This is a genomic window from Flavobacterium sp., from assembly GCF_035299245.1.
Lineage (GTDB): Bacteria > Bacteroidota > Bacteroidia > Flavobacteriales > Flavobacteriaceae > Flavobacterium.
The window spans coordinates 1-19,230 of the sequence record NZ_DATGWY010000020.1 but is presented as its reverse complement, the minus strand read 5'-3'; the positions used below and the strand labels follow the sequence as shown (position 1 = coordinate 19,230).

Here is a 19,230-nt window from a genome sequence, read left to right as displayed (position 1 = left end):
ATATTTCATGAAAACAGTACTATTAATTTGTTTTGCTACATCTTTGATTTATTCATGTGGTGGTGAATCACAAAACAAAAATTTAATTTATCAAAATATCATTATTCTTTCAGATTTATCTAGTCGCCTTGATAATAGACCTCAAAAAGACACTGATGAAATTTTCAAAATTATTGATCGATTTAAAACCGAATGCGTTAAGCCTGGCGAAAAAATCGGAGATAAATCATGTATAACTTTTTCTGTTTTTTCCGAAAAAAATGCTGCATCAATAGACATTGATAAAATCAAAAATCTCGGTGAAAAACAACAGTTTATCAACTCAACTGGAAAGTACTGTAACAATGGATTAGAACAAAAACTAAAAGAGCTTAAAGAAACTGTTGGAAATCTTTACAAAACAAAGAGAAACAAAGGACTGGACTTAATTAGCCTGTTAATTGAAAAGATTGAAAATGAATCTACAGTTAAGCAAGACAAACACTTAACTAATGGTATTGACACTACATTCATTAAATTTGATAATCACATCTACATATTTACAGATGGTTATCTCGAATACATGGATAAAAAGTCAAATAGCCAGTTTTATTTTGGTACAAAAGAAATTGAAAAAGTTCGTCAATTTTGCATCAAAAATGGCGTTACAGCAAACAAAGCTTTGGAAATAAATAATAAACTAGGGCTACCGCCATATAGAAGTAATCAAAATAAGTTGATTACTCTTCATATTATGGAAACACATGAACGAGATAAAAATTTGATTCAACAAAATTATAAACATCATACCGGTCAAAGAGACAATGAAATTCTTGAAGCAGTTTGGCGAAAATGGGCAAAAGAAAGTGGATTTAAAAAAATGGAATGGTCAAAGTATTGATAAAATTTAATTTATACTGCCTTCTTAACATTATTAAATAATACTGTAGCAAATAAAATCTAATGAAAATTGATTAATTAAACTATCTGAAAAAAAGTACTTATTAATAAACACTTAGAATTGAAAAAGTCAAAAAGTCAAAAAAAGATTAATATTTATTTCTTTAATTATCAAATTGCGATAAATCGAAACAACTAATTAACTAGAAATTTTATAATTACATTTGAAAATGGATTATCCTTTAACTATCAGAATAATAATTAAACTACTTTCTCTAAGTTAAAAAAGAATATTTCTAATGTTTAACAAAATTAACTAGCTAAATGATGATGTTAATGCAAATTAATTTTTGCGAATTGAATCTCAAGAAGCAGTATTTATATAAAACAAAATTATGAAAAATAGAGGCTCTGAATGGAGGAAATGGGATTTACATTTTCACACCCCTTCTTCATATGATTATAAAGATAAATCAATAAGTAATGAAAAGATTATTGAAATACTTAAAGAAAATGAAATAAAGGTTGTAGCAATAACTGACCATCATTTAATTGATGTAGCAAGAATAATTGAACTACAAAGATTAGGTATTGATAGTGAAATTACTGTATTACCTGGTATTGAATTTAGGGCGGAATTGGGAGGTAGTGAATCTATTCATTATATAGGGATTTTTTCTGAAAAGCTAAATGAACAACAACTAAATGATATTTGGATTAAATTACAATCCACTTGTAAAATAACAAAAACTGACATCAATAATATTGGCGGTGATGCTTATATACAATGTGATTTTAAAGAAACTACAAATCTAATTCACGAGTTAGGTGGGCTTGTCACTGTTCATGCAGGAACTAAAGCAAATACTTTTGAGAATATCACAAATTCACTACCAGATAAAATGGCTCAAAAAACAGAACTAGTTAGAGGTCATATAGATATTTTCGAATTAGGTAAGGAAATTGATCAGATTAGTTATAATGAAAAAGTTTTTCCTCATTTAGGCTTCAGAGTCCCCATGATTATTTGCTCAGATAACCATAAAATTACTGAATATATTTTAAAACAAAACCTTTGGATTAAAGCAGATCCAACTTTTGAAGGATTAAAACAAATTATTTACGAACCTAAAGAAAGAGTTAAAATCCAAAGAGAAGAGCCTGAATCGGAGAAATTAGATAATTTGATGATAAAAGAAGTAAGTTTTGAATCATCAAATAATAAATTTACTATCGAGCCTATTAAATTAAATAAGAATCTTAATGTTATTATTGGAGGAAAATCTTCAGGAAAATCAATTCTGCTATATAAAATAGCAAAAACATTGTATGCAAATACTAACGATGATATTTTAAAGTATAAAGATAGCGAAGACGGAAAAACAAAAGATTTATACGACCTAGATTCCTATGATTCTTCTTTTAATTTTAATGTAGAACTTTTTTCAGGAAGTTGTCAATCATTAAGAAACAGACAAACTTCATCAAGCATATTGCCAAGTATTAAATATATTCCTCAAAATCATTTATCAAATCTTGTTGATAAAAGCAGAAAGAACGGAGCAACTCTTAAGGAGTTAATTCGCAATTTAATTCTTGAAGACATAACATATAAAAAGAAATATGACGACTTTGTGGATGTAGTTAAAAAAAATGATGAACAAAGAAATAGAGATATTGAATATTACTTTTCCTTAAAAGATGAAATTAAGAAAAAAGAAAGTGAACTTTCTAGTAGAGGTGATACAAAATCTTTGCAAGAAGGAATTAATGCGAACAAGAAAAAAATTGATTTATTAAGTAAATCATTTACAGACGAAGACCTTAAAAAATATAATGCCCTTGTTGCACAAAAAAATCAATCGAGCGTAGAACAAAATACTCTTAACCTTGATTATGAAAAAATCAAAAATTATAATGCTGATTTAAAAAGAGTTCTGACTGAACAATTGAGTAAAAAACGAATTGTTATAGATTCTATAAATACAACTAGTATTAAAGAGCAGTTTGAACAAAAATATAAGTTCATTGAAAAAACACTTGAAGAAATAAATTCTATTGAAAAAGATTTGTTGAGGAATGATCAAGGTGACTTTTTAACTGATAGTGAATTAAAAAAAACACTTAACAATATAAAAAGTAAAAACCTAAAACTTGATAATGATTTAAAACCTTTTATTGAAAAACAAGAAAATAGTATACAAATAGATGCTATTCAAAAAAGTATTTCTAATGATGAAACAAAATTGAGTGAAATCAAACAATTTCAAAGTGAGGTTGAAACAAAAAAGAAATCATTATCAGAACAAAAAAACAAAATATTTAATGACTTTAAAACCAATTATAAAGAATACGATAAAATTATAAATGAATTAACCCCTAGAATTTCTTCTATTAAAGGACAAGATGACAAAGTAGAAATAATTGGTTCTGTAAAATATAATTATCCGAAATTCTACAGAATAATTGATTCGATGAGTGATAAAAGAAGCTTTAATACAAAAGGATTTGAATATTTATATAATGATGAAAAAACTGCGTTGTCACAATTTGATTTCGAGCAAATTATTCAATCATTAAAAAATCTTTTTGATAGAATTGAAGAGAATAATTACATATTAATTAGCTCAAATCAGCCTAAAGAAGCTTGCAAGAAAATAATGACTGATTTCTTCTATGATCATTGGGATGTGATTTCTGACAAAGATGATATTCACAAAATGTCTACTGGTAAAGCAAGTTTCATTTTATTAAAACTAATGATAAAGTTAAGTAGAGAAAAAGGTCCAATATTGATTGATCAACCAGAAGATAATCTAGATAATCGCTCAGTTTCTAAAGAACTTGTTGAATATTTAAAAGAAAAAAAGACCGATAGACAAATAATCTTGGTTACACATAATCCAAATATTGTAGTTAATGCTGATGCCGAAAATATTATTGTTGCCAATCAAAAAGGTCAAAATGATATTCTAAGTGAAAGCCCATACACTTTTGATTATATAAATGGAGCTCTTGAAAACACTTTCGTTCAACTAAAATCAGAAAAAGATCTATTAAAAAGTATGGGAATTAGAGAACATATTGCAGAAATAGTTGAAGGTGGTAAAGAAGCTTTTAAAAAACGTGAAGAAAAATATGGCTTTTGAAAATATGACCTCATAAATTTTATTTGAATACAACAACATAAAATCTACAATTTTTAGAATATAGCAATACCGAAACGAAAATTACATACTATTTCATCACCTAAGTTTATTTACTCACCTTGCCATACTCCATGAAACACCTAATTTTCTTTTTACTATTTTCCTCACTCTCCTTCTCCCAAGTCAAACTCCTTTCTTGGAACGTTGAGAATTTAGGCAGTAGTAAATCGGAAGAAAATATTGAGTTCATTGCCAATACTGTTAAAAGTTATGATATTGTAGCCTTGCAAGAAATTGTGGCGGGCGATGGCGGTGCACAAGCGGTAGCGCAATTGGCCGAGGAACTCAATCGCAAAGGTTCCAAATGGGATTATGCAATAAGTGATCCAACAAGCAGCAGTGCCTACAAAACCGAACGCTATGCCTTTTTATGGAAAACCGCTAAAGTCAAGAAAATCGGTGACGCTTGGCTCGAAAAAAAATACCACCTCCAAATTGACCGCGAACCGTTTTACTGTACTTTTCAATACCAAAACAAACAAGTTACGATTGCCAACTTCCACGCCATCACCAAAAGCAAACAACCTGAAACCGAAATCAAATACTTTAAGTTTCTACCCACGCAATACCCAAAACTAAATCTAGTTTTTGCAGGCGATTTCAATTGTCCGCAATCGCATACGGTGTTTATTCCGCTTCAAAAAATGGGTTATAAATGCGTCTTTCAAAACCAAAAAACCTCACTCAAAAAAGAATGCGTAAACAACAATTGCCTAGCATCGGAATTTGATAATATTTGGTACAATTCCAAAACCATTTCAGTCTCCAACGCCAAAGCACTCTACTTTTACGAGTCATTTTCAACCCTTCAAGAAGCACGAGAAATCTCTGATCACATACCTATATCAGTAGAGTTGAATTTTTTATAGTTAAAAACTCAGTCACTCAGTTTCTCAGAAACTCAGCCACTCATTACGGTTTCCCGTAAGGATTCCATTTTTCAACCAACTAGTTTTGTTTAAAAATAGAATCATGAAGGCATATTGTATTATATTTATAGTATTGTTAGTAACGGCTTGTAAGAAAAGCGAAATTCAACCCGCTTACAGTCCAAGTCAAGAAACAGAACAAATTGAAAAGAAAAAAACAGTTCATATCGACACCTCTTACGAGTATGAAAAACGAACTGGTACATCAGGCCATTATGAATACACCTATGAAGTAGTTGGCACAGACGAAAATGGCAATGAAGTTACTGGTCAAGTTGACGTAGAAGGAAAATCAGGTACTGGTTTGATCACCAACAGCAATGACGAAGAAATTCCCGTAGAAGTAGAATGGAGCGGTTACGGAATTTTAAAAGCCGTTGATGCTGAAGGAAACGAATATGAATTACAAATAGCGGATTGATCCTCTAAATAAAAAACATGAAAAAATTACTTGTTGTACTTGTTATACTGTCGTTCACTTCATTTACCAAAATCAGTGAAAACGTTTACATTTGTGGCCCAAAAGGATCGTCAAAATACCACTATACTGAAAACTGTCGCGGACTGAATGCCTGCAAACACGAAGTGGTAAAAAAATCCTTAAAAGAAGCCAAAGATTTAGGATTAACACTTTGTGGTTGGGAAGACTAGTTTATTTCAAATACCCTGAATAATCCTCTGGCAATACCGCGTCAATATCTCGCAAATATTTATCCAAAGCATCCATAGTGTTGTGACCTGTTATGAGCATTAATTTACTTTTGGCTTCAAACGGAGTCATGCTTTTGGCAAATTCGTTGTAGAGTTTAGTGATGAACGTATGTCTGAAACTGTACAATCCATATTCTTTACCCAATCCGAAGTGGTCTTTTACTTTTTTAAATCGTTTAGAGAAATAATCTCTTTTGTCGGTTTCCGAAGTTTCCCATTCGCCACCAATTCCGCTAGGCGTAAAAAGAAAATCTTTTTTACTTCCTTTCGAAAGATCAGGTAAATCATTAATAAGTATTTCAGGAATGATTTTAGTTTTTACGGGACTGTTTTTGGCTTTTACATACAGTTTTCGATCTACCAAGTCAATGTCTTCCAAACGCAAACGGCAGACTTCTATTGGACGTAAATAATTATACGAAATGAACTTTACAAACAATAAGAGTGTTGGATCATTTTCTTCCATATACGAATAAATGTCACTCTGCAAAGTGGTAGTGTAGGTTTTGTTACGTTCTGGAGTTGATTTTAAAACATTGATTTTCTTAATGAAATTTTCTTTGATGATTTCATTGTCTTCCAAAGTTTGAAAAAGCGAACTCAAATCAATTCGCGTATTGTTTCTTGTTCTCGGACTTGTTTTAATCTGCACTTCGTTCAAATACTCAATGGTGATTTTCTTGGTAACGGTTTCAATGGATTTATTTTCGTGTCCGTGCTCATTCAACCATTTTTCAAATCGAGTAACATTGCTATTAAAGTTAGGAAAAGAAGTTGTACTCAATACGTTTTTCTTCAGTTTCAGAACCAAATCAAAAGCTTCTCGGATAGTTACTAGGTTTGTTGTTTTGGAATTTGAATCAACAACTTCTTTATGCAATATAGTGGATTGAATATAGGTTTCGTTTGAAATACTATCTATCCTATTGCTTTTAGGTTGGGATGTTAGCTCTGAATAATTTTCAATATTGGTATCATAAGGATTGAAACCTCTTTCCAACAAGAGTAGTAAGTTTTTCTGGTAGCGTTTTAAAATTTCAATACGTTCATTTTTGGTTTTGAACTTATTGGCTCCGCCTTTGATATTGGGTTGACGGGTTAATTTGTTGGATTTAGGATCGCGAAAAGAATAATAAACATACCAATCCTTATCTAAAGCTTTGCTTTGTTCTGCTTTAGAAAGTCTCGACCATTGTGATAAAAGAACGCCTCCTGTATAGATTTTAGGCTCAGAAAAATTCATTTTCATAGCAAAATCGTGTACGATTTCGTGTACTGTCTGTAAAAGTAATACAATTTTTGACATAAAAAAAACGGATTGCGTACACAATCCGTTCATTTCAATGGTTTTGACCTAGTAGCGGGAACAGGACTCGAACCTGTGACCTTCGGGTTATGAGCCCGACGAGCTGCCTACTGCTCTATCCCGCGCTGTTTCGAGTGCAAATATACAACGAATATCTTACAAGTCAAGAAAAAAGTTAAAAAATAAAAAACTAATCCTTAAAACACTGAGCGTAGGCAAATTGAATTAGTTTGTTGTCAATCATTAGTTATTTTTATTTTTCAGATAGTCTACCAAACTAATCGTAAGAATGTGCGTCCATCCTTCTACAAAACTTTCTCTTCTTAGCGAAGGTTCTGATGGATCAAAAGGAACAATAAATTCGTGTTTGAAGTCAAGCTGTGTGGTGTTATCGTCTATTTTACTCAACTCCCAAGTCACAACTGATGTTCCAGAATAATCGGGATATTCCCACGAATGCACTAACTTTTTATTTTCAATGATTTCGAGCATTTCGCCTTTGTGCATGAACTTCTTCCCATCGTGATCACAACCCGACCAAAAAAAAGTACTTCCCAACTCGAGTTTGAATCCTTCCGAAAAATCAAAGTACCATTGTTTGAGTTGCTCTTTTTCGGTGATGGCTTTCCAAACTAGTTCTAAAGGAGCTTCATAAGTCCGTGTCAGCAAAAAACTTTTATTTTCCATAATTCTAAATTTTTAAGTGGTTTTTGTTACATTTTGATCTTGAATCGATTTTAGATAGTCACCCAAAGCATCGAGTTTGGTTTCCCAGAATTGTTTGTACTGCGTTATCCAATCATTCACCTCGTTTAACTTATCCAATTTTGCTTTGCAATAACGTTCTCTGCCTTCTTGCTTAATTTCAATTAAACCGCATTCTTCCAATACTTTAATGTGTTTTGAAATCGCAGGTCGACTTATAGTATAATTCTCGGCAACTGCATTTAAGGTTAGTGTTTGCATTGCCAACAATCCTATAATTGATCTTCTTGTCGGATCGGCTATCGCCTGAAAAACATCTCTTCTCATACTGTATTACTTTTAACGTGTAACAATTTGGTTACAAATATATATGTAATGATTCGGTTACGCAAATTAAATTTGATTTTTTTTATTTTAATGAAATAGAATAAAATCAAATTATTAAGCTTACTTTTGCCGCTTCAAAAATAAAGCCCTGTAAATGAGCTTTTTATTTACTTATTATGAACATGAAAAAAATTGTTGAGTACCGAGCGTTACTCGACGTTACCAAAACAGCCACATTAAAAGAGTTGAAAACAATCTATCGCAACAGTATGAAAGACATTCATCCTGATTTGATTGCAGATGAAAATGAACGTTTGGAAGCCGAACAAAAAAGCATCGCTATCATTGAGGCGTATCATTTCTTAGTAAGTATTGCTCCAGAAACTTTGGAGAAAACAAAAGCAGAGTACACTAACACTACAACTACATCCAATATAGCTGATTTTTATTTGGAAAACGGCGTATTGTATGTGCATTTTTTAGATGGAAATTCGTTTGAATATTTTGGCGTTCCCAAACAGACGTACATCAAAATGATCAACGCCGAATCACCTAGTCGTTTTGCGCGCCGTCATATTTACAACCAATTCTTGTACCGTAGCGCGAGCAAATTGGTTGCTACCGAATAAATTCTACACTGTACCTATTATTTTGATTGTATCTTTGCCTCGCTGAAGCATTGATTATAAGTCAATTACTTTACTTTTTTCTATTCAACTGAATTTTGGGAATGATTTTAGCTAAAAAGAAAATCAAAACTTTTAATTCTAATAGTAAAAAGTGTATATTTACTTTGCAATCAGAAGATTAGCTTCTCCTTTTTACAACAAAAACAAGAAGCAAACCATAGTACAAGTGAAATCGATTTCATTTTATATTGTTCTCGTAACGTTACTATTGACAAACGTCGTTTTTTCTTCTACTCCAGAACGAAAGAACGGTACATTGTTGCTTATTCCCTTATCTGGAACTTATGCAATTCCGGGCGATTTTGCTACCATAAACGATGCGGCCTTGAGCTTGAATGCTAATGGAATTTCTGGTTCTGTCGTTTTTAATGTTGCTGCCAATCATTTAGAAACTGCGCCAGCGGGAAGTTCGGCAACAGTTCCGGGTGGAATTGTATTTGGAGTTATAGCGGGAACAAGCGCAACCAGCACTGTAACTTTTCAAAAAAGTGGTTCAGGCGCTAATCCATTAGTTACCGCTGGGGCGAATCATTTTGCGGGCGGAATTATGGACGGCATCATCAAAATTGTTGGCACTGACTATATTACATTCAACGGAATTGATGTTCAAGAAAACCCGCTAAACACCACAACAGCAGTTGCCACCAACACTATGACTGAATTTGGTTATGGGTTCTTCTACTCAACTACAACAAACGGCTCACAGAACAATCAAATTCTAAATTGTACCATTACTCTAAACACGGGAAGTACTAATTATCAAAATACTTTCGGAATATTCTCAACCACAGCAACCACATTTAGAAACGGAATTACGGCTGCTTCAATTACTAATTTTACAGGTTCCAATTCGTATAATAAACTCTACGGAAACACCATTAACAATGCCAATTTCGGAATTGTAGCAATTGGCTCGAATTCGCCTGCTGCAATGGATTTGGGCTGGGATATTGGCGGAACTACTGCTGCAACTGGAAATACCATCACGAATTTTGCCATTGGAAACGGAACGGCTGCCTCGGCTTACCTTAAATTAGGAAGTACAGTTCAAGGCATTTTAGTCAATCAAATTGCTGATCACAATGTGTCATACAACAGCATCAGCAGTACCAACGGAACAACTACAACTGGAATTACCCTTTTGGGAATTTTTAATGGTTGGACAGGAACCATGGTACAACCTTTGTCGAATACTTCAACTTGTAATTTTAATTCCATTTCCATCACAAATGGATTGTCTGAAAACACCTATGGCATATGGTCACGTACCGGAACGGCTACTTCGGTTAAATCGATTAACAATAATACTATTACATTATCAAATACCTCAACTGTAGCAGTGGCAAACAAATCGATGCGAGGCATTTTGCAAGACATTGCAATTGGCGAATTGAATACTTCCAACAATACCATAACGTTCAGCTACGACAACATCGACCATGCTCACGCTGCATATTTTATCCAAGCCGATGTTGCCATTAACATTAAAAGAGAAATCAACGACAATGTGCTTCAAACTGCATCAGGAAAAACACTGCGTACATCGGGAATAGTTCTCGGAATTACACACTCAGGAACAACAACCGGAATAGTTAGCATCAAAAGAAATACGATTTCAATTGATAAAGGCAATGTGAGTTCGGTAGCCATTTTTTCTGGTATTTACAGTAATAATACGAGTTCGGCAACTTCAACTTATGAGATTACTGACAATACTATAATGCTAACTAATTCGGCTACAACCAACGCAGCAACTGCTATTTCCGGAATTACAAATAACGACGGAACAGCCGCAACAGACAAAACACTTTCAAACAATACAATCTCAATTATCGGCACCAATTACGGCGGAAGTGCTAGCGGAATTACAGTAGGAAGAACAGGTGTTCTAACGGCAACTTCCAATTCAGTATCCATCAATACGTTCTCGCCTGATGCATACGGCATTTTCCTGACAACGGGTTGTACTACCAATAACTTAACATCGAATACCATAACCATTTCGCCAATAGGAATGCCTGTTACTTCGATTATTAGAGGTATCAGCAATGCTGAAGGAACATTAAATGCAACTATGAGTGATATTACAATCGCTCCGACTGTAATTCCCACTACAATCACAACCATTTCGTGCATCGGAATTAGCAACAGTGCAGCTAATTCAAACATCTTGAATTCTACTAAAATTCTTATTAATCCATCATCAACAGAACCTACAATTGGAGTCAATTTTACTTCGAACGGAATAGCGAATTCTGGAGCAAATTCGACAATTTCCAACAACAACGCCATAACGGTTTCAGCCACTTCGCTTTCAGGAGCAACTACTGCTAACGGAATCAACAATAGCGGCGCATCGACAACCATCTCAAACAACAACAATATTGCTTTAACATTCAATTCAAATACCACAACAACGGTTCAAGGCATCACCAATTCGGCTTCTAATACGGTTGTTCAAAACAACAATAATCTTTCTATTCAATTGACTATTTCCAACGGAAATGGCGTCATCAACGGATTAAACAATACGGGTTCCGATTCTGTTTTTTCATCCAATTCAAACCTTCAAGCAACATTGAACGCCAATTTGGGTACGGCACGAATTTATGGAATCAACAACACTGCGCTTACTTCCTCTTTTACCAATAATTCAAATTGTACTTTGAATTGTAATTCGACTGCCAATAGTACTTCAACCCGAATTATTAATTCAACTGTAGCATCAACGGTTACGGGGAATTTAAATTTGATTGCCTACTCCAATGCAGGAACAACTAGCTCGAGTTTCGGAATTTATTCCATGGGTTTAATCGATGGAAATACACTAACCGTAAATTCCGATTCACAAACAGGAACAACCGCTTCGGCCGGAATTCAATCGGACATCAACAGTACCGTTTCGAATAATACTATTATAACCGATTTCTATACTTCTTTGGGCGATGTTGTTGCATACGGAATTAACAGCAACAATTCTAATTCAATTATTTCAGGCAATACGATCGATCATACTGCGGTTTCCAATGGAAATCAAGTAGCGTTGACCTGGTTTGCTATGATTTATGGCATTCGGAGTTATGGGAATAATTCGACCATTGACAACAACAGAATTGTAAAAGTGTTTGGTTCGATGGGCAAAGGAACGACCATTTTTGAAATCGCAGGGATTTTGTTGGATACTGCCGAAAACAATATGATTTCGAATAATGTGATCAGTAATGTCTCCTCGAATGGAACTTGCGACAACCGAACGTACATCAGTGGAATTTATGCACTAACAGGTTCGTACAATCCGACTATAAAAAACAACAGAATATTTAACATTTCACTTAATAATAACGTAACTGGAACTCATCCTGGACCAGGATTTGCGACTGGTCAACCAGTTCCGGCCAATACAAACGGAATTTGGGTTCGAATGTCATTCAACACCGTCATCAACGATTATAAAATCTACAACAATCACATTTCAAAATTGTACAATCCGAGTGCTTCTACTTTGGGTGGAATATTCGGAATGGCTTTATCATCAAGAGAAGTCAATCATTTGGTGTACAATAATACGATTGTCATTGGCGATAATTCCAACATCGTAACAAGTAACATTACAACCAATTTTGGAGCAGCAGCAGTGGGTTATCTCAACCGTGTTGGAACCGGTTTGACCGATTTGCGTAATAACATTTTATACGTGAATGTGATGCCAAAAGGTTCAGGTTACGTATCAGCTTTGGCAGCCATCAAAAACCACGATGTAGATTTGGCAACCGCTTTTACAAATCCGGGACAAACGGGTATACGTCCGCCTAATTACCATACTTCATCCAATAATAATTTATTCTACGCACCATCGGTTCACAACCGACGTTCCTATTTTTATTGCGAAGGAAATGGATTTGGCTCTGAATACAACCGATTCAACATCGATCATAACACCGCCGCAATCAACGATCCCAACATCAATGTTGCACCATTTACTGGATGCACTAGTTTGTATAAAACCCTAATGAATGGTGGAGCAAGTAATTTTGGCACGGATTCCGATACTTATTACGACAATGTAACTTTAACCGAAGGCACCGGAATTGACGAAGGTTATTGGACACCATCGGGTGAAACCTATGCCGAATTAGGAGCGCAAGTTTTAACCACAGAATACGACTTAGACAGTAAAAATGTGAGTCGCGGTAGTTCACCCGACATGGGTGCGTTACAGTTTTCGGGAACGACTGCAATGGTTCCTGACATCAGTTACGGACCAATTTCAATTCCAGGAAGTTGCGGAGCAGTGGTGAGTACGTTAACGTTAACCAATGTTCATATTGTAGATTTGGCTGGAGTTCCCACAAGTGGAACTTTGGTACCACGATTGTATTACAAAATCAATTCAGGCGCTTATACCAGTGTTGCTGGAACTTTGGTATCGGGAACAGGAACTGATGGGTATTGGAATTTTACCATGACTGGATTATCCGCTGGAACCATAAGTTATTATGTAATTGCCCAAGATCGATTGACACAATTGACTTCCAATCCGAGTTTGGGATTAGTAGCGTGTAATGTGAACAATGTAACTACACATCCGACCAATCCAACTACGATTACAATGGGTGGAAGCACCGCTATTTTTGCACTTGGCGCTTGGTCTTCGGCTCCAACCATTTCAAAAGCAGTGATTTTTGATGATAATTTTAGTTCGACGACTTCCATTGAAGCGTGTTCGGTTTTGGTCAAAGCCGGAAGAACCGTTGTTTTCAATTCGGCTCACAATTTATTAGTACAAAACGAAGTTACAGTTGAACTTGGTGGAACATTGATTTTTGAAAACAATTCGCAATTGATACAAATAGCCAATGTGAGTAATTCGGGCGACATTAACTACAAGCGAATTGCGATGGTCAAAAAATACGATTATGTGTATTGGTCATCGCCCGTTGCTAATTTTAATTTAGATAATTTAAATAATTCTTTGTCAACTGGACCCAAATACAAATGGGAACCTACAACACTCAACACCAATGGTGGTTTAGGCAATTGGATCAATGCGCAAGGCAACATTATGGACATCGGTAGAGGTTATATTGCGCGAAGCCCGGCAAGTTACAGCGACACTGTTCTCACGCCTTTTTTGAGTACATTTATTGGCGTTCCGAATAATGGGAATATTTCCTATACGATTTCAAGAGGTGCGATGACTTCGGCTACTTTGGGAAGTTATACTAGTGCCAATGGTACACCATTTACCGAGTTTGACGACAATTTGAATTTAATCGGAAATCCATATCCTTCGGCCATTAGTGCTAATCATTTTTTATTTGAAAACCGTCAAGCGAATGGTGGTGTTTTAGCCGGATTCATTAATATTTGGCGTCACGGAATTGACATTCAAACCGGAGTTACCAATCCGTTTTACGGCTCGTATGTTTATAATTATGATATGAATGATTATTTAACGTATAATTTAGTCGGAGCCAGTTGTTGCCCAGCAGTTGGTGATTATAAAATTGGAGCTGGACAAGGATTTTTTGTGCAAATGATTGAAGGAAATGCGGCATCAGGAACAGTTACATTCAATAATTCGATGCGACGTGATTTGAGTAATGTGCCACACGATAATACTATTTTCTACAGAACTTCCGCAGAAAATTTAGGTTACAGCAATTTAGAACGTCACCGAATTTGGTTGGATGTAGTGAATGAAGACAATCAATCCGACAGAACATTAATTGGGTATATCGATGGTGCGACCAACAATTTTGACAACTTTTTTGATGTACCGAATACGAACAAAAATGCTATTTCAGTCTATTCATTAGCAAATAATCAAGCAACCAAAACGCAAGGAAGAATGTTGCCTTTTGATGCGAATGATGAAGTGCCCATTGGTTATTTTGCACCTAATTCGGGCAACTTAAATTTTGCTATTGCTGCTGTTGATGGATTGTTTGAATCGCAATCGATTTACATCAAAGACGAACTGTTGAATATTACTCACAATTTAAAAACTGCACCGTATCAATTTGAAACGGAAAGCGGTTACCACAACAGTCGATTCAAATTAATTTACACAACTAACCAGTTGAGTTTGCTTGAAAATTCGATTGAAAACAGCATCGACATAATTTCTTCTGATAAAAAAATTGAAATTAATTCGAGTCGATTCGCATTGGAAGAAGTTAAAATTCACGACATTAGCGGTCGATTGCTCTACGAAAAATCGAAAATTAATTCCAATCAATTAATCATTTCCGATTGCAGCACAAGCGATCAAGTACTGTTAGTGGAAATCAAAACCACCGATGGAATAGTAACCATTAAAAAAATAATAAACTAACATAAACAGCCTAAAACCATGAAAAGAACGTTAGTACTCATTACTGGATTATTTTTATCCTTAACCATGCATTCACAAGTCAGTATTGGTTCGCCAACTCCCAATACAGCAGCCAATTTGGATGTAACATCGACCGATTTAAACGGTAACAAAAGAGGAATGCTGATTCCACGACTCAACTTACTCAGCACAACCGATGCAACAACCATCAACAGTGGAAACGTCAACAGTTTGTTGGTATATAACGAGGCAACGCAAGCCGATGTTACTCCGGGTTTTTACTATTGGTACGTGGACAAATGGGAACGTATTGCGCCTTCCTCAGAAATTACTGAAACATCAACACAATTGACATTCAACACAACAACTAATATTTTGGATTATGATAATGAAGATGGAAATAATCCTCTAATTGATCTAAGTTCATTAAAAATTGAGCCTTGGCAAGTGGAGCAAACTACCACTCAAGCTTCGGTTAATACTCAAAATATTTACCAGTTGGGAAATGTGGGCATCGGAACCAACGATATGTTGACAGGAACCGCTTTGGATGTGAGAGGTGCTATTAGAGGCGGAATTGCCAATTCGGGAACCGTTGGAGCCAACTCTGCTGCATTCGGAACCAATAATACAGCTTCCGGAAGTAATTCATCGGCAACTGGAATCAACAATGATGTTTTTGGAAATGTTTCGGGTGCGATTGGAAATAATAACACAGTGAATGCCAATAATGCCATGGCGATTGGAATTGACAATGTAGTGAATGCCGAAAAAAGTTTTGTTGTTGGTGAAGGAAATGTCGTTGCCGGATTGTACGCCTCAGCCATGGGAAGAGAAAATATTGTGAGTGGTGAAAATGCCGTTGCACATGGCGCAAACAATGAAACGCTGGCTGATTTTTCATACACTTTAGGAGTAGGAAACATTTCAGGAGCAATGGGAAGTATGGTGTTTGGGCGTTACAATGTGTTGACAGGCGGAAATCCAACCGACTTTTTAGTGCCAGACGATCCGTTTTTTCAATTATCTAATGGAACGAGTCCGATCAACCGTTCGAACATCATTACGGTTTTGAAAAACGGTAGAAGTGGTTTTGGTAACATGAATGCGCCACAAGCTACTATTCATATTCTAAAAACAGGTACCGATTTGACTCCGGCCATCATCGAAGGATGTCAAGTATATGCAGATAATGCTGCGGCAACTGCGGCTGGTGTTCCGGTTGGTGGTTTGTATCGAACAGCAACTGGAGTTTTAATGGTTCGTTATTAATTGCATTGAAATGAAAAACAAAAAAATACATATACGATTGTTGGGAACCTTGCTGTTTTTTTCATTGAACAGCATCGGGCAAACCACCAATCAAGGTGTTTTTACCAACATTGGTGTTTCGGGTTCGGTGGCTGAAATCAATAATTTGGCAACTGGAACTCTGACTAATGATGGCGATTTGTACGTTTACAATCATTATAATAATGATGGTGTCGTGACATTTACAACAGGAACTACAACTGGAATGACGCGAATGCGAGGTTTGTTGGGCAGTCAAAATATTTCAGGTTCGAATGTGATGCGATGGTTTGATTGTGAATTTGACAATAATTTAGTTCAACCTGCTTTTCATTTGTCGAATGAAGTGAGTGTTTCAGGAACTGCCGATTTTTTTCAAGGAATTGTTGACAACGATAACTTTGGTGGATTGATGATTTTTGAAAACGGCGCCAATCATTTTAATGTTGACGACGACAGTTTTGTGGATGGTTTTGTTCGTAAAAATGGTAATGAAGCGTTCCGATTTCCTATTGGTGATGGAAGTCAGTATCGTTATGCTTCGATTTCGGAACCGAATACTAGTACTGATGCTTTTACTGGAAAATACTTTTTTGAAGATTCCAATGTATTGTATCCGCATACAAATGTAGATCCAAACATTACTTTGATTGATAATGCCGAATATTGGACGATTGAAAAAACCGCAGGAAACAGTAACGTGTTTTTGACCTTGACTTGGGATGAAGACACTACTCCAACCGCTATTTACAGCACACCTTATGAAGAGATTCATATTGTTCGTTGGGATGTTGCTTTGAACAAGTGGGTAGACGAAGGTGGAATTGCAGATGCTTCTACCAAAGAAGTGACCACTGTGATCAATCCGTTGACGGATTATGGAGTTTTTACTTTAGCACGTGTGCGAATCATTTTACCATGTAACGGAAATGGTGTTGTAGTACACAATTTAGTTTCGGTAAATGACGATACTTTTAACGATGTTTTCACCATTGACGGAATCGAAGAATGTCCGAATAACAAAGTAGCCATTTACAATCGTTGGGGTGTAAAAGTATTTGAAACCACGGCTTACAATTCGGCTGGAAATGTTTTTAAAGGATATTCTGACGCAAGAGTTACGTATAAAGACAAAGAAAAATTGCCCGATGGCACTTACTTTTATTTTGTTGAGATTACCGATGAAGCTACTGATTCAACTAGTAAATTTTCGGGGTATTTATTTCTAAATTAATTCTGGATAAAACATAAAAAAAGAGACTTATCGCTAAGTCTCTTTTTTATTTGCATATGTATTGATTACAATTTCGTAATAATAAATTCGGATCTTCTGTTGGCTTGATGTTGTTCTTCAGTACAGTTAGAAGCATTTGTTGGTTCACAACCACAATCGTTTACTAATTGTGATTCACCGTACCCTTTGGCAGTCAATCTTGATTTAGCAATTCCTTTTGATACCAACCAAGCCATCGTTGATTTGGCTCTTCTATCCGACAATGCCATGTTGTATTTAGCCGTTTGACGACAGTCGGTGTGGGAACGAATATCCAATTCCATCGTTGGGTTTTGCTCTAATACGTCTAAGATTTTAGCAAGCTCTGCTGCTGCATCTGGACGAATGTTTGATTTGTCTAAATCGAAGTAAATCAATTTGATTCCGAATGCTTTGGCTAAATCGTCGCCTTCAGTAACAGGTATCACTGATTTTGCTAACTCAATCGGCACAAACGTTTTACCCGTTTCTTCAGCTGTGATGGTTGGTGTTTCGATGGTAGTGTAATCTGGTTTCTCGGTTTTAAGAATGTATTTGGTTCCACAATCTACTGTACCAAAATCAAATTTACCTTCGCTATCGGTGATTTTCTCACCAATAACTTTGTAGTCTTTGTTTTGCAATACCACTTTAGCATTGGCAAGTGGTGCGCCTGTATCTTTATCTGTAACCACACCCGAGAGTGTTTGCTCACAATTGATGACAAGCGGTTTAGTTTCTTTAAAACGATAGATGTCATCATTTCCTTGTCCGCCATCTCTATTGGAAGTTACATAACCCAAATGTGTTTTGTTGTTGATAAGGTAAGCAAAATCGTCTTTTGAACTATTAAGTGGTTCACCCACGTTTACTACATTTTTAAAAGTTCCATCCGCTTCAATCTTAGTTGCAAATACATCTAATCCACCTAGTCCAGGATGACCATCAGAGGCAAAGAACAATTCGTTTTCTGAAGTGATGAATGGGAAGGTTTCTCTACCTTCAGTGTTGACTGTATTTCCTAAGTTTTCGGGTGCTCCAAACGTATCACCATTGATGGCTACTTTGAAGATATCCGACTGACCCAATGTTCCAGGCATGTTCGATACAAAGTACAATGTTTTTCCATCCGGACTAAGAGCAGGATGCGCCACACTGTATTCGTTGCTGTTGAAAGGAAGTTCAGTAATGTTCTCCCAATTATCACCGTTTAAAGTAGCTTTGTATAATTTCAACAGTACCGCACCGTCTTTGTCTTTTCCTTTTTTGGTCAAGAAGTTGTTACGAGTAAAGTATACGGTTTGTCCGTCTTTAGAAAAAACAGGAGTCGATTCGTGAAAACGCGAGTTGATGCTTTTAGAGAAACGCTCAGCAGAAGTTAGTGCACCGTCTTGTCCCATTTCAGCTGAGTACAAGTTAGTGAAGTTCTCACCCGTCCATGAGTGTTTGCTTTTTCGCACTCCACCGGTATCTCTAGCCGAAGCAAAGATGACTTTGTTGTTGTAATACGCGCTACCATAATCAGAAAACTCTGAATTGATTCCGGCATTCTCTAAAGTATAACGACCTGAGTTTTTCTTAATAACAGCCAAATAA

General features: G+C 35.6%; 13 protein-coding genes and 1 tRNA gene. 9 read left to right on the top strand and 5 right to left on the bottom strand.

The genetic code is table 11. The annotated features are described in order from the left end of the window. Positions 1 to 7: 7 nt before the first annotated feature. The 5 genes from VK161_RS13425 (at position 8) to VK161_RS13405 (ending at position 5,668) form a co-directional block, all read left to right on the top strand. Positions 8 to 880: a hypothetical protein gene (locus VK161_RS13425; RefSeq protein ID WP_324215302.1), complete on the top strand. Its 873-nt coding sequence runs from the start codon at positions 8 to 10 to the stop codon at positions 878 to 880. Between the two features lie 394 nt (positions 881 to 1,274). Beyond that, the gene (locus VK161_RS13420; RefSeq protein WP_324215301.1) at positions 1,275 to 4,028 is read left to right on the top strand and encodes a TrlF family AAA-like ATPase; all 2,754 of its coding nucleotides are present in this window, start codon (positions 1,275 to 1,277) and stop codon (positions 4,026 to 4,028) included. Positions 4,029 to 4,159: 131 nt separating this feature from the next. Then, entirely contained in the window at positions 4,160 to 4,957 is a 798-nt protein-coding gene (locus tag VK161_RS13415; protein ID WP_324215300.1) for an endonuclease/exonuclease/phosphatase family protein, read from the top strand. Positions 4,958 to 5,060: 103 nt separating this feature from the next. Continuing rightward, on the top strand, positions 5,061 to 5,438 hold the full coding sequence (locus VK161_RS13410; protein WP_324215299.1) for a hypothetical protein: 378 nt from the start codon (positions 5,061 to 5,063) through the stop codon (positions 5,436 to 5,438). A gap of 17 nt (positions 5,439 to 5,455) precedes the next feature. Continuing rightward, positions 5,456 to 5,668, top strand: a complete 213-nt coding sequence (locus tag VK161_RS13405; protein WP_324215298.1) for a hypothetical protein — start codon at positions 5,456 to 5,458, stop codon at positions 5,666 to 5,668. A gap of 1 nt (position 5,669) precedes the next feature. On the opposite strand, the gene VK161_RS13400 is transcribed toward VK161_RS13405, so the two are convergent. From VK161_RS13400 to VK161_RS13385, 4 genes are all read right to left on the bottom strand, one after another. Further along, complete coding sequence (locus tag VK161_RS13400; protein WP_324215297.1) at positions 5,670 to 7,034, bottom strand: site-specific integrase; 1,365 nt, start codon at positions 7,032 to 7,034, stop codon at positions 5,670 to 5,672. A 52-nt stretch (positions 7,035 to 7,086) separates the two neighbouring features. Then, positions 7,087 to 7,159 (bottom strand) — tRNA-Met (locus tag VK161_RS13395). A gap of 118 nt (positions 7,160 to 7,277) precedes the next feature. Then, positions 7,278 to 7,721 carry an SRPBCC domain-containing protein gene (locus tag VK161_RS13390; RefSeq protein WP_324215296.1) on the bottom strand — a complete coding sequence of 148 codons (444 nt, stop codon included), beginning with the start codon at positions 7,719 to 7,721 and terminating at the stop codon, positions 7,278 to 7,280. A 12-nt stretch (positions 7,722 to 7,733) separates the two neighbouring features. Further along, positions 7,734 to 8,066, bottom strand: a complete 333-nt coding sequence (locus tag VK161_RS13385) for a metalloregulator ArsR/SmtB family transcription factor (protein WP_324215295.1) — start codon at positions 8,064 to 8,066, stop codon at positions 7,734 to 7,736. A 182-nt stretch (positions 8,067 to 8,248) separates the two neighbouring features. Between VK161_RS13385 and VK161_RS13380 the strand changes: the two genes are divergently transcribed. The 4 genes from VK161_RS13380 (at position 8,249) to VK161_RS13365 (ending at position 17,616) form a co-directional block, all read left to right on the top strand. Then, positions 8,249 to 8,695 carry a KTSC domain-containing protein gene (locus VK161_RS13380; RefSeq protein WP_324215294.1) on the top strand — a complete coding sequence of 149 codons (447 nt, stop codon included), beginning with the start codon at positions 8,249 to 8,251 and terminating at the stop codon, positions 8,693 to 8,695. Between the two features lie 151 nt (positions 8,696 to 8,846). Continuing rightward, on the top strand, positions 8,847 to 15,092 hold the full coding sequence (locus VK161_RS13375) for a T9SS sorting signal type C domain-containing protein (protein ID WP_324215293.1): 6,246 nt from the start codon (positions 8,847 to 8,849) through the stop codon (positions 15,090 to 15,092). A gap of 18 nt (positions 15,093 to 15,110) precedes the next feature. Continuing rightward, on the top strand, positions 15,111 to 16,364 hold the full coding sequence (locus VK161_RS13370) for a hypothetical protein (protein WP_324215292.1): 1,254 nt from the start codon (positions 15,111 to 15,113) through the stop codon (positions 16,362 to 16,364). 10 nt (positions 16,365 to 16,374) lie between these two features. Further along, positions 16,375 to 17,616 carry a gliding motility-associated C-terminal domain-containing protein gene (locus tag VK161_RS13365; RefSeq protein WP_324215291.1) on the top strand — a complete coding sequence of 414 codons (1,242 nt, stop codon included), beginning with the start codon at positions 16,375 to 16,377 and terminating at the stop codon, positions 17,614 to 17,616. A gap of 65 nt (positions 17,617 to 17,681) precedes the next feature. Here VK161_RS13365 and VK161_RS13360 read toward each other — a convergent pair. After that, a partial coding sequence (locus VK161_RS13360; protein WP_324215290.1) for an OmpA family protein occupies positions 17,682 to 19,230 on the bottom strand: 1,549 nt, incomplete at its 5' end.

What these genes read in the sequence shown, in the direction of transcription:
- VK161_RS13410 (WP_324215299.1), top strand. Translation starts at nt 5,061, where the DNA reads ATGAAGGCATATTGTATTATATTTATAGTATTGTTAGTAACGGCTTGT.
- VK161_RS13425 (WP_324215302.1), top strand. Translation starts at nt 8, where the DNA reads ATGAAAACAGTACTATTAATTTGTTTTGCTACATCTTTGATTTATTCA.
- VK161_RS13415 (WP_324215300.1), top strand. Translation starts at nt 4,160, where the DNA reads ATGAAACACCTAATTTTCTTTTTACTATTTTCCTCACTCTCCTTCTCC.
- VK161_RS13365 (WP_324215291.1), top strand. Translation starts at nt 16,375, where the DNA reads ATGAAAAACAAAAAAATACATATACGATTGTTGGGAACCTTGCTGTTT.
- VK161_RS13405 (WP_324215298.1), top strand. Translation starts at nt 5,456, where the DNA reads ATGAAAAAATTACTTGTTGTACTTGTTATACTGTCGTTCACTTCATTT.
- VK161_RS13370 (WP_324215292.1), top strand. Translation starts at nt 15,111, where the DNA reads ATGAAAAGAACGTTAGTACTCATTACTGGATTATTTTTATCCTTAACC.
- VK161_RS13390 (WP_324215296.1), bottom strand. Translation starts at nt 7,721, where the DNA reads ATGGAAAATAAAAGTTTTTTGCTGACACGGACTTATGAAGCTCCTTTA.
- VK161_RS13420 (WP_324215301.1), top strand. Translation starts at nt 1,275, where the DNA reads ATGAAAAATAGAGGCTCTGAATGGAGGAAATGGGATTTACATTTTCAC.
- VK161_RS13400 (WP_324215297.1), bottom strand. Translation starts at nt 7,034, where the DNA reads ATGTCAAAAATTGTATTACTTTTACAGACAGTACACGAAATCGTACAC.
- VK161_RS13380 (WP_324215294.1), top strand. Translation starts at nt 8,249, where the DNA reads ATGAAAAAAATTGTTGAGTACCGAGCGTTACTCGACGTTACCAAAACA.
- VK161_RS13385 (WP_324215295.1), bottom strand. Translation starts at nt 8,066, where the DNA reads ATGAGAAGAGATGTTTTTCAGGCGATAGCCGATCCGACAAGAAGATCA.